Genomic DNA, 11,386 nt, shown 5'->3' on the forward strand with positions numbered 1-11,386 from the left:
TGCATCGACAAGGAGCGTCTCCGTGCTGTCCGCCTACCTCAGCGGCTTTCCCGCCTTTCTGCTCTACCTGCTGCTATCGCTGGCCCTGCTCGGGCTGTTCTGCGTGCTCTATGCCTGGCTCACGCCGCATCGTGAATGGCAGTTGATCCGTGCCGACGTGCCTGCCGCGGCCCTGGCCTTCGGTGGCAGCCTGCTCGGCTTCGTGCTGCCGCTGGCAGGTGCCATGCGGGTCGCGGTGAGCCTGACCGACTTCCTGATCTGGGCGCTCATCGCCCTGGTTACCCAGTTGCTGGCTTTCCAGCTCCTGCGCCTGGGGCTTCCCGGATTACCGAAGCGCCTGGCGGCGAACGAAATGGCCAGTGGCATCCTCGCCGCCTGCTTCGCCCTGGCCGTGGGCGTGCTCAACGCCGCCGCCATCACCGGTTGAGGGGGCACGATGAAACGCAGCAAGGGCCTGCGCCTGGTACTGCTGGGCGCCACGCCGCTGATCGTGACCGGTTGCAGCGACAAACCGGAGACCGGCTATCTGTATCGGCACCCGCTCGAGTGTCAGAGTGGCGGGGTATTCAAGGCAGGGCTGTGCGAGCAGGAATACGCCCGGGTGCTGGCCCTGCACCGGCAGATCGCCCCCCGCTACCGCGCCCAGGCCGACTGCGAGGCCGACTTCGGCGCCGGGCGCTGCCAGGTGGTCGAGCAGGTCCCGGGCACCTATGCGCCGCCGCTCGCCGGCTACCTGCTGGGTACGCTGCCGGTCACCGCCACCGGTTCCCAGGGGCAGCGGCTGGACTGGCTGGAGCAACGCTTCCCCAGCGAGCCGCTCTACCAGGCGCTGGGTGACGACCATTTGCGCAGCAACTGCAACGAATACGTTGGGCGCCGCTCTGGGCCGCTGCTGGTCAGCACCGCCCTGACCCGGATCAGGCCGGCGCCCGCGGTCCAGCGCGGCGGCTTCGGGCTCAAGGCCTCGGCGCTCTGCTCCCAGGGCGGCTAGGCCATGCAGCGCATCTCCTTCAGCGAACGCCCCGACTGGCGCCAGCAGGCCGAGGCCCTGGGCTTCGCCTTCCATACCTTCGACGGCGAACCCTATTGGGACGAGACCGCCGCCTACCGTTTCAGCCTGCGGCGGATCGAGGACGACGTCGAGGCGCCCACCGCCGAGCTGCACCAGCTGTGCCTGGCGCTGGTGGATCTCATCGTCGAGCGCGAGGACCTGCTGGAGCGGCTGCACATTCCACGCTTCTTCTGGGACCACCTGCGCATCAGCTGGCGCCGTCGCGAGCCCTCGCTCTATGGCCGGATGGACTTCTGCTACAGCGGCCAGGGTCCGGCCAAGCTGTTCGAACTCAACTACGACACCCCCACCTCGCTCTACGAGGCGGCCTATTTCCAGTGGCTGTGGCTGGAACAGCAGCGCGAACGCGGCGGGCTGCCCGCTGCGGCCGACCAGTACAACCTGATCCAGGAGCGGCTGATCGAAACCCTGGCCGACCTGGGGCTGCCGCAGCCGTTGTACCTGGCCGCGGTACGCGACTCCCTGGAGGATCGCGGCACCGTCGACTACCTGCGCGACTGCGCTATCCAGGCTGGGCTGGATGCCCGCTTCCTGGCCATCGAGGATATCGGCCTGGAGCGCTCGGGCACCTTCGTCGACCTCCAGGGCCATTCCATCTTCAGCCTGTTCAAGCTCTACCCCTGGGAGCACCTGCTGGAAGACGCCTTTGGCTTGGCCATCCCGGCCAGCGGTACCCGCTTCGTCGAGCCGCCCTGGAAGGCGCTGCTGAGCAACAAGGGCATCCTGGCGCTGCTCTGGGAGCAGCACCCGGGGCATCCCAACCTGCTACCGGCCTTTTTCGATACCGGACCTCGTGCCACGCTGCCACCGGGCTGGGTGCGCAAGCCGCTGTTCTCCCGCGAGGGCGCCAACGTGAGCCTGCATGCCAGCGATGGTCGCCGGGCAGCGGTAGCCGGGCCCTATGGCGGGGCGACCATTCGCCAGGCCTGCCAGCCACTGCCTTGCTTCGCCGGCCACTACCCGGTGCTGGGTAGCTGGGTGGTGGGTGATAGGGCCTGCGGCCTGGGCATCCGCGAGGATCGCTCGCTGATCACTCAGGACAGCTCGCGCTTCCTGCCGCATTTTATCCTCGACTGACGAGAGTAGAGGCGCCGGCTCCTATAGCCTGGCTGTCCGACCCGAGAGCCAGGCTAATACCGTAATGAAATCGATACTCTGTTTCTAAAACGTTACGGCTGGTGAAGGGCTAGCTGACATCCGTATCGATTTCGCTACAGACGCCTTTGGGAGTCGAGCTTAAACCCCTGAAATAGCTGGCTTTTATTACTGGCACTGGCTTTGCAATACGAGACCCATCTATCCATCAGGACAAACGTCCGCAGGAGTCTGGCAATGGGTCTGCGCTTTACCGAAGAACACGAGTGGCTGCGTCAGGAAGCCGATGGCAGCATCACCGTCGGCATCACCGACTATGCTCAGGATTCGCTTGGCGACCTGGTCTTCGTGCAACTGCCGGAGCTGCGCAGCTACGCCCAGGGCGATGAGGTCGCGGTGCTGGAATCGGTCAAGGCCGCCAGCAACATCACCATGCCGCTGGACGGCGAGGTGCTGGCCATCAACGAGGCACTCAATGATGCGCCCGAGACCATCAACAGCGATCCGCTGAGTGCCGGCTGGTTCTTCCGCTTCCAGCCCGCCAATGCCGAAGCCTTCGCCGCCCTGCTCGACGAAGCCGCCTATCAGCAACTGATCAAGGGGTAAGACCGCCATGTCGCTGCACGACACCCTCAGCACCGCCGACGAATTCGTCCCGCGCCACATCGGTCCGCGCGAGCTGGACGAGATCGCCATGCTCGACCTGCTCGGCTACGAATCCCTGGACGCCATGACCGCCCGGGTCATCCCCGAGAGCATCAAGGGCACCAGCGTGCTGGACCTGCCCGCCGGACTGTCCGAGGCCGACGCCCTGGCCGAGCTGCGCGCCATCGCCGGCAAGAACCAGCTGCTCAAGAGCCTGATCGGCCAGGGCTACTACAATACCCACACCCCGGCGCCGATCCTGCGCAACCTGTTGGAAAATCCGGCCTGGTACACCGCCTATACCCCCTACCAGCCGGAGATCTCCCAGGGTCGCCTGGAGGCCCTGCTCAACTTCCAGACGCTGATCGGCGACCTCACCGGCATGCCGGTGGCCAACGCCTCGCTGCTGGACGAGGGCACCGCCGCCGCCGAGGCCATGACCTTCTGCAAGCGCCTGGCGAAGAACAAGGCCAGCGCCTTCTTCGCCTCCGTGCACTGCCACCCGCAGACCCTGGACGTGCTGCGCACCCGCGCCGAGCCCCTGGGCATCGAGGTGGTGGTGGGCGTGGAAACCGAGATCGAAGACCACGGCCGCTTCTTCGGCGCGCTGTTCCAGTACCCGATGACCACCGGCGAGATCCGTGACTACCGCGAGAGCATCCAGGCCTTCCAGGCTGCCGGCGCCCTGGTGGCCATGGCCGCCGACCTGCTGGCCCTGACCCTGCTCACCCCGCCCGGCGAACTGGGCGCGGACGTGGCCATCGGCACCGCCCAGCGCTTCGGCGTGCCGCTCGGCTTCGGCGGCCCCCACGCGGCCTACTTCGCGACGCAAGACAAGTACAAGCGCGACATGCCCGGGCGCGTCGTCGGCGTGTCCATCGACCGCCACGGCAACCCGGCCTATCGCCTGGCGCTGCAGACCCGCGAGCAGCACATCCGCCGCGAGAAGGCCACCAGCAACATCTGCACCGCCCAGGTGCTGCTGGCCAATATCGCCAGCATGTATGCGGTCTACCACGGCCCCGAAGGCCTGACCCGCATCGCCACCCGGGTGCAGCGCCTCACCGGCCTGCTGGCCGCCGGCCTGCAGCGTATCGGTCACCAGACCCAGCACACCGCCTTCGACACCCTGACCCTGGTGTTCGGTGAGCGTACCGCCGCCCTGCACGAGGCCGCCCGCGCCCGTGGCTACAACCTGCGCGACGTCAGCGCCGAAGCCTTGGGCGTGTCCCTCGACGAGACCAGCACCCTAGCCGATGTCCAGGCGCTGCTGGAGATCCTGGCCGACGGCCAGGCCGCACCCCAGGTCGCCGAACTGGGTGACGTGAGCGGTGTGGAAGTGCCGGAAGCGCTGCGGCGCCAGTCGGCCTTCCTGACCCATCCGGTGTTTGCCAGCTATCGCTCCGAGACCGAGCTGATGCGCTACCTGCGCAAGCTGGCGGACAAGGACCTGGCGCTGGATCGCACCATGATCCCGCTGGGTTCCTGCACCATGAAGCTCAACGCCGCCAGCGAGATGATCCCGGTCACCTGGGCCGAATTCGGCGCCATCCATCCCTTCGCCCCGGCCGACCAGGCCCAGGGCTATGCCCAGCTCACCACCGAGCTGGAAGCCATGCTCTGCGCCGCCACCGGCTACGACGCCGTCTCCCTGCAGCCCAATGCCGGCTCCCAGGGCGAGTACGCCGGCCTGCTGGCCATCCGCGCCTATCACCAGAGCCGCGGCCAGGGCGAGCGCGACGTCTGCCTGATCCCGGCCTCGGCCCATGGCACTAATCCGGCTACCGCCAGCATGGTCGACATGCGCGTGGTGGTGGTGGCCTGCGACAAGCGCGGCAACGTCGACCTCGACGACCTGCGCGCCAAGGCCGAGCAGCACAGCGACCGTCTGGCCGCGCTGATGATCACCTATCCGTCCACCCACGGGGTGTTCGAGGAAGCCATCCGCGAGATCTGCCAGGTGGTCCACGACCACGGCGGCCAGGTCTATATCGACGGCGCCAACATGAACGCCATGGTCGGTCTCTGCGCCCCGGGTCAGTTCGGTGGCGACGTCTCCCACCTCAACCTGCACAAGACCTTCTGCATCCCCCATGGCGGCGGCGGTCCGGGTGTCGGCCCCATCGGGGTGAAAGCGCACCTGGCGCCCTTCCTGCCCGGCCATGCCCACCTGGAACGCAAGGAAGGTGCGGTCTGCGCCGCGCCCTACGGCAGCGCCAGCATCCTGCCGATCTCCTGGATGTACCTGAAGATGATGGGCAGCGCCGGCCTCACCCGTGCCTCCCAGGTGGCCATCCTCAGCGCCAACTACATCGCCCGCCGCCTGGAAGAGCACTACCCGGTGCTCTACACCGGCACCAGCGGCCTGGTGGCCCACGAGTGCATCCTCGACCTGCGGCCGCTCAAGGACAGCAGTGGGGTGACCGTGGACGACGTGGCCAAGCGCCTGATCGACTTCGGCTTCCATGCCCCGACCATGTCCTTCCCGGTGGCCGGCACCCTGATGATCGAGCCCACCGAGAGCGAGTCCAAGCAGGAACTGGATAGATTCTGCGATGCCATGATCGCCATCCGCGAAGAGATCCGCGCCCTGGAAGCCGGCACTCTGGACCCCCAGGACAACCCGCTGAAGAACGCGCCCCACACCGCGCGCGAACTGGCCGGGGAGTGGACCCATCCCTACAGCCGCGAGCAGGCGGTGTTCCCGCTGCCGAGCCTGGTGGACGGCAAGTACTGGCCGCCGGTGGCGCGTATCGACAACGTCTACGGCGACCGCAACCTGGTCTGCTCCTGCCCGCCCATCGAAGCCTACGGCGAGGCCTGAGCCCTCACCCCCGGCCCCTCTCCCCCTGGGAGAGGGCTGGGGTGAGGGAAAGCCCGACCCCCTCCTCTCGACGCGTAGTGAGGAAGGGCAAGGAGAGACCAGATTCCGAACACCTGCACTTCCCCCTCTCCCTCTGGGAGAGGGCTGGGGTGAGGGAAAACCACATCACCGTCTTCCTGATCCTTTGGCAACAGCGCCTGGAATCAGGAAAGTCACCCGACACGGAGCCCCACCATGTCCCTGCTCAAGACTTCGCTGCACGCGCTGCACCTGGAACTCGGCGCCCGCATGGTGCCCTTCGCCGGCTACGAGATGCCGGTGCAATACCCGCTCGGCGTGCTCAAGGAGCACCAGCACACCCGCGCCCAGGCCGGATTGTTCGACGTCTCCCACATGGGCCAGGTGCTGCTCGAAGGCGAGGCCGCCGCCGAAGCCCTGGAGACCCTGGTGCCGGTCGACATCATCGACCTGCCCAGCGGCATGCAGCGCTATGCCCTGCTGACCGACGACAACGGCGGCATCCTCGACGACCTCATGGTCGCCAACCTGGGCGATTGCCTCTACCTGGTGGTCAATGCCGCCTGCAAGGAAGCCGACCTCGCCCATCTGGAAAAGCATCTGGGCGATCGCTGCCAGGTGCTGCCGCAATTCGATCGCGCCCTGCTGGCCTTGCAGGGTCCGGCCGCCGCCGCGGTGCTGGCGCGCCTGGCACCGGAAGTGGCCGAGATGACCTTCATGCAGGTCCGCCGCGTGAAGCTACTGGACCAGCCCTGCATCGTCAGCCGCAGCGGCTACACCGGTGAAGACGGCTACGAGATCTCGGTGCCCAGCGCCGCGGCCGAGGCCCTGGCCCGCCGCCTGCTGGCCGAACCGGAAGTCGAGGCCATCGGCCTGGGCGCCCGTGACTCCCTGCGCCTGGAAGCCGGTCTCTGCCTCTATGGCCACGACATGGACGCCGGCACCACGCCGGTGATGGCCAACCTGGGGTGGGCACTGTCCAAGGTCCGCCGTGAAGGCAACGGCCGCGCCGGTGGTTTCCCCGGCGCCGAGCGCATCTTCGCCGAGCAGCGCGACGGTGTGAGCCGCAAGCGCGTCGGCCTGCTGGTGCAGGAGCGGGTGCCGGTGCGCGAGGGCGCGGAACTGGTGGACGCCAATGGCGCCAGCATCGGCCGTGTCACCAGTGGCGGCTTTGGGCCGACCCTGGGCGCGCCGGTGGCCATGGGCTATGTCGACAGCGCCTTCGCCGCCCTGGATACCGAGTTGTTCGCCGTGGTGCGCGGCAAGCAGGTCCCGGTCAAGGTGGCCAAGACGCCCTTCGTGCCGCAGCGGTATTACCGCGGGTGACCTGAGCGTTGGGCTTCGCGTTGCTCAACCCAACCTACGAAAGCCTGGCCCGTAGGTTGGGTTGAGCGCCAGCGAAGCCCAACAGCGCCTCACACCAGCGGATAATCCCGGAACACCGACAGGGCCTCCGCCTCGGCGGCCAGCGCCTCCAGCGTCGGGTAGTTACGCCGGTCGATCAGCCCCGGCAGGGCGAAGTGCAGGAAGGTCCAGGCCACCGCCGTGTCGATGGCGTCCTGACCGATACTGTCTTCAGCCAGCGGCGGACGCGGGCCCAGCCAGGCCTTGTCGAGGGCGCCACAGGCTGCGCGCAATTGCCCCTCCACGCGCTGCTGCCAGGGCGCATGACGTTTCTCTTCCGGCCGTAGGTCACGCTCGTACACCAGCTGCACCGCCTTCTCGGACAGGGCCAGCGCCAGGCCGCTGCGACTGAGGGCGGTTGCCCGGGCCGCGTGGCCGCTCGGCAGCAACTGCCGACTGCCGCAGGCGAGATGCTGGGCATAGTCCAGAATCAGCGACGAATCCATCAAGCGCTGACCATCCAGACAGATCAGCGTGGGTGCCTTGAGCACCGGATTGAAGCTGCGAAAGCGCTCGACTTCGCGAAACAGTGAGATCTGGCGCAGTTCGAAGGGCAGAACCAGCAGGCGAAGGGAGATCGCGACCCGCCGCACATAGGGCGAGTCGAGCATGCCGATGAGTTGCATGGGAGGCGTCCTGTCAGAAAGAGTGAATCCTGTTTCACGTGGAACGTCACCCGGTCTGTGTGTTTCACAGAGGATGCCGCTCTGGACGTGACATTACGGCTTCGGCGAAGATGCAACCAGCGAGAAAATCTGACCGGATTCGTAAGGAAGGCTTACATGTCGCGTGTGCCGCCGCTGAATGCCCTGCGCTGTTTCGAGGCGGTGTCACGCCTGGGGAGCGTCACCCGGGCAGCGGCCGAATTGCACCTCACCCACGCCGCGGTCAGCCAGCAGGTGAAGGGCCTGGAGCATCAGCTGGGCATGGTGCTGTTCGAGCGTCGCGGGCGGGGCCTGGAGGTCACCGGCGACGGTCGCGTCTATGCGGGACAGGTTCGCCAACTGCTCGATGACCTGGGGGAGGCGACCCGTCGGCTGCAGGCCCGGCCGCGGCGCAACGAACTGGTGTTCGCCACCTTTCCCTCCTTCGCCGCTCATTGGTTGCTACCGCGGCTGCCGCGCTTTCGCGCCCTGCATCCGGAGTACCGCATCCGTCTGCAGACCAGCCTGGACTTCCAGGACCTGCGCCAGGGCATGGTCGATATCGGGGTGCGCATGGGCGAGGGGCACTGGGATGGCCTGACGGCGCTGCGGCTGTTCCAGGACGATGTCCTGCTGGTGGCGGCGCCCGGCTACAACGGCGGGCGGTTGCCACGCAGCCTGGGAGAGGCGCTGGATCAGCCGCTGCTCTGTACCGAGGAGAATTGGCGTCATTGGGGGCCCGCCGCCGGGGCGGGGGAACGCAGCACCGATAGCGTTCTGGCGATGAACGATTCCAACCTGGTGCTGGAAGCCTTGCGGCTCGGCCAGACCCTGGCGCTGGAACGCCGCAGCCTGGTGCAGGACGCCCTGGACGAAGGCCGGCTGGTCCAGCTCAGCCCCGTGGTGGCGCCCTATCCCTATGCCTACTGGCTGGTCTGGCCGGAACGGGCGGAGTCGGCGGAAAAGCAGGAGCGCTTCACCGCCTGGATCCAGGCCGAGGTCGCGAGCTACCTGGCCACGCTGGATACCCCGACGCCCAGGCCGGACGCCGGGGCGTGAGACGTCAGCGCAGCAGCAGCTTGCGCCGGCCGTCCGGCCAGACTTCCCAGAGTTGATCGTTGATACGCTGCACCTGGCTGGTGGTGCGTCTCATGGTGTTGATGGCGGCCCGCAGCGCCTGGCTGCTGGCGGTGTCGACATGGTTGCCGGTGCCGGTGCTCTCGGCCTTGGCGCGATCCATAGCTACAGTGTTCATTGACGCCTCCCCGAGCTCGGCTGCAAACGGCGAAAGTGCCGTAGCCCAAGGACTGTCCCCCACCGGCAAGATTCCGCGTGCCCGCGAGCAGCCGTTCAAGCTGTGATCCACGTCCTGCGCGCGCTGTGGCCCATTGGGCGAATTGGCGCCAATGCCGGTTTCTGTACGGATATACAGATTAGTCCTTGCGTGGGTCGCCCAGGCTTTGCATCCTGTGGCGATTCTTCTCGCGCGACGCCCGCCATGCAGCTGTATCTCTGCGAAAAACCTTCCCAGGCCAAGGACATCGCCCGTGTCCTCGGTGCCACCCGCCGCGGCGAGGGCTGCCTGCAGGGACAGGGCGTCACCGTCACCTGGTGCATCGGCCACCTGCTGGAAACGGCGCCGCCGGATGCCTATGACGCTCGCTACAAGCGCTGGTCGCTGGACGACCTGCCCATCGTCCCCGAGCAGTGGAAGCTGCAGGTCAAGAAGACTACCGGCAGCCAGTTCAAGGCAGTCAAGCGCCTGCTCGGCGAGGCCAGCGAGCTGGTGATCGCCACCGACGCCGACCGCGAAGGCGAGATGATCGCTCGCGAACTGGTGGAGCATTGCCGCTATCGCGGGCCAATTCGCCGGCTGTGGCTGTCGGCGCTGGACGACGTCTCCATCCGCCGGGCGCTGGCGGTGCTCAAGCCCGGTGCCGAGACCTATGGGCTGTACCAGTCGGCATTGGGGCGCTCGCGGGCCGACTGGCTGATCGGCATGAACATGAGTCGGCTGTTCACCCTGCTCGGGCGGCGCTCCGGCTACCAGGGCGTGCTCTCGGTCGGCCGGGTACAGACGCCGACCCTGCGCCTGGTGGTGGACCGTGATCGCGCCATCGCCGCCTTCGTGCCGGTGCCCTTCTGGACCGTGGAGGCGACCCTGGACGCCGCGGGCAACCGCTTCCAGGCCCAGTGGCAACCGCCGGACACCGTCTGCGACGACCAGGGCCGCTGCCTCAAGCCGGAGGTGGCCCAGGCCGCCGCGCAGGCCATCGAGGCCGCGGGACAGGCGCGGCTGGTCAAGCTCAAGACCGAACGCATCCGCGAGGCGGCGCCCTTGCCCTTCGACCTGGGCACCCTGCAGGAAGTCTGCTCCAAGCGCCTCAACCTGGGCGCCCAGCAGACCCTGGACATCGCCCAGGCGCTCTACGAGACCCACAAGCTGGTCACCTATCCGCGTAGCGATTGCGGCTACCTGCCGCTGTCCCAGCACGCCGAGGCGCCCGCTCTGATCGCCGCGCTGCTGGGCGCCGACGGGAGCCTCGCGCAGCTGCGCGAGCATCTGGACGCCAGCCGCCGCTCGCGTGCCTGGAACGACGCCAAGGTCGGGGCCCACCACGGCATCATCCCCACCCTGGCCGCGCGCGACCTGGGTCGGCTGAGTCCGCAGGAACGCAACGTCTATGGCCTGATCCGCGCGCGCTACCTCGCGCAATTCCTGCCGCAGCACGAATTCGACCGTACCCAGGCCGACTTCGAAGCCGGCGGCGAGCGCCTGCGCGCCACCGGCAAGCGCCTGGTGGAGCCGGGCTGGCGCCGCGCCCTGCCGGAAGCCCTGACCCCGCCCAAGGGCCGCGAGGCGCTGCCGCCCCAGGCCCTGCCCGAGTTGCGCGAAGGCGAGCAGTACCCGGTGGTCGAGGTGCGCTGCAAGGATCAGCTGACCCAGCCGCCCAAGCCCTTCACCGAGGGTGACCTGATCAAGGCGATGAAGAACGTCGCCAAGCTGGTGGAAGACCCGGCGCTCAAGCAGAAGCTCAAGGACACCACTGGCATCGGCACCGAGGCGACCCGGGCCGGGATCATCCAGGGACTGCTGGACCGCGGCTACCTGGTCAAGCAGGGCAAGGCCCTGGCGGCGACGCCCGCCGCCTTCGGCCTGATCGACGCCGTCCCCCGCGCCATCGCCGATCCGGGCACCACGGCGCTCTGGGAGCAGGCGCTGGATAGGGTGCAGGAGGGCGAGCTGAGCCTGGCGGAGTTCGTCGCCAAGCAATCGGCCTGGATGGGCAAGCAGGTGGAGCGCTGCTTGGGCCTGACCCTGACCATCAGCGGCCCACCACCGGCAGGCAAGGGCGCGCCCTGGAAGAAGAAGCGGCGTGCGGGTGGGGGCAAAGCGACGGCGAAGGCGAAGACGGGTAGCGCGCCGACGCGGGCGCGCAAGCCGCGGGTCAAGCCAGGCTGAGCGTGACGTAGAGGCGTTCGAGCACGGCATCGAGCCGGGTCAGGACGTCGTGGTTCCAGAAGCGTAGAACCCGGAAGCCTTGGGCTTGCAGCCAGGCATCACGCTCGCGATCGGCCGCGTTGCCCTGGTGCTGGCCCCCGTCCAGTTCGATCACTAGGTGTGATCTCTCAGTAGGTTGTTCATCCGGGGCGTTCCCGGAATTCTGGAAGCGCGACCAACAC

At 67.7% G+C, this 11,386-nt stretch carries 11 protein-coding genes; 8 read left to right on the top strand and 3 right to left on the bottom strand.

What is annotated here, in order from left to right; all coding sequences use genetic code 11:
• Window positions 1-22: 22 nt before the first annotated feature.
• The 6 genes from FSV73_RS13670 to gcvT all read left to right on the top strand — a co-directional run bounded on the left by FSV73_RS13670 (window position 23) and on the right by gcvT (window position 6,980).
• Window positions 23-427, top strand: coding sequence for a DUF350 domain-containing protein (locus tag FSV73_RS13670; protein ID WP_260856076.1), 405 nt, complete (start codon window positions 23-25; stop codon window positions 425-427).
• 9 nt (window positions 428-436) lie between these two features.
• Window positions 437-991, top strand: a complete 555-nt coding sequence (locus FSV73_RS13675; RefSeq protein WP_145008399.1) for a DUF1190 domain-containing protein — start codon at window positions 437-439, stop codon at window positions 989-991.
• Window positions 992-994: 3 nt separating this feature from the next.
• Window positions 995-2,149 (top strand): glutathionylspermidine synthase family protein, encoded by a 1,155-nt coding sequence (locus FSV73_RS13680; RefSeq protein WP_145008400.1) that lies wholly within the window; start codon window positions 995-997, stop codon window positions 2,147-2,149.
• Between the two features lie 255 nt (window positions 2,150-2,404).
• Complete coding sequence (gene gcvH, locus FSV73_RS13685) at window positions 2,405-2,773, top strand: glycine cleavage system protein GcvH (protein ID WP_145008401.1); 369 nt, start codon at window positions 2,405-2,407, stop codon at window positions 2,771-2,773.
• Between the two features lie 7 nt (window positions 2,774-2,780).
• Window positions 2,781-5,636, top strand: coding sequence for an aminomethyl-transferring glycine dehydrogenase (gcvP, locus tag FSV73_RS13690; protein WP_145008402.1), 2,856 nt, complete (start codon window positions 2,781-2,783; stop codon window positions 5,634-5,636).
• 234 nt (window positions 5,637-5,870) lie between these two features.
• Window positions 5,871-6,980 carry a glycine cleavage system aminomethyltransferase GcvT gene (gene gcvT, locus FSV73_RS13695; RefSeq protein ID WP_145008403.1) on the top strand — a complete coding sequence of 370 codons (1,110 nt, stop codon included), beginning with the start codon at window positions 5,871-5,873 and terminating at the stop codon, window positions 6,978-6,980.
• 89 nt (window positions 6,981-7,069) lie between these two features.
• On the opposite strand, the gene FSV73_RS13700 is transcribed toward gcvT, so the two are convergent.
• Window positions 7,070-7,684, bottom strand: coding sequence for a glutathione S-transferase (locus tag FSV73_RS13700; protein WP_145008404.1), 615 nt, complete (start codon window positions 7,682-7,684; stop codon window positions 7,070-7,072).
• A 156-nt stretch (window positions 7,685-7,840) separates the two neighbouring features.
• Between FSV73_RS13700 and FSV73_RS13705 the strand changes: the two genes are divergently transcribed.
• Window positions 7,841-8,761 (top strand): LysR substrate-binding domain-containing protein, encoded by a 921-nt coding sequence (locus FSV73_RS13705; protein ID WP_145008405.1) that lies wholly within the window; start codon window positions 7,841-7,843, stop codon window positions 8,759-8,761.
• Window positions 8,762-8,765: 4 nt separating this feature from the next.
• On the opposite strand, the gene FSV73_RS13710 is transcribed toward FSV73_RS13705, so the two are convergent.
• Complete coding sequence (locus tag FSV73_RS13710; RefSeq protein ID WP_145008406.1) at window positions 8,766-8,957, bottom strand: hypothetical protein; 192 nt, start codon at window positions 8,955-8,957, stop codon at window positions 8,766-8,768.
• Between the two features lie 243 nt (window positions 8,958-9,200).
• Here FSV73_RS13710 and FSV73_RS13715 point away from each other — a divergent pair, with 243 nt between their 5' ends.
• Window positions 9,201-11,165, top strand: coding sequence for a DNA topoisomerase III (locus FSV73_RS13715; RefSeq protein WP_145008407.1), 1,965 nt, complete (start codon window positions 9,201-9,203; stop codon window positions 11,163-11,165).
• On the opposite strand, the gene FSV73_RS13720 is transcribed toward FSV73_RS13715, so the two are convergent.
• A partial coding sequence (locus FSV73_RS13720) for an endonuclease domain-containing protein (RefSeq protein ID WP_260856077.1) occupies window positions 11,152-11,386 on the bottom strand: 235 nt, incomplete at its 5' end. The genes FSV73_RS13715 and FSV73_RS13720 overlap by 14 nt on opposite strands.

Origin of the sequence: Pseudomonas oryzihabitans (assembly GCF_007665395.1) — a bacterium.
Classification (GTDB): domain Bacteria; phylum Pseudomonadota; class Gammaproteobacteria; order Pseudomonadales; family Pseudomonadaceae; genus Chryseomonas; species Chryseomonas psychrotolerans_C.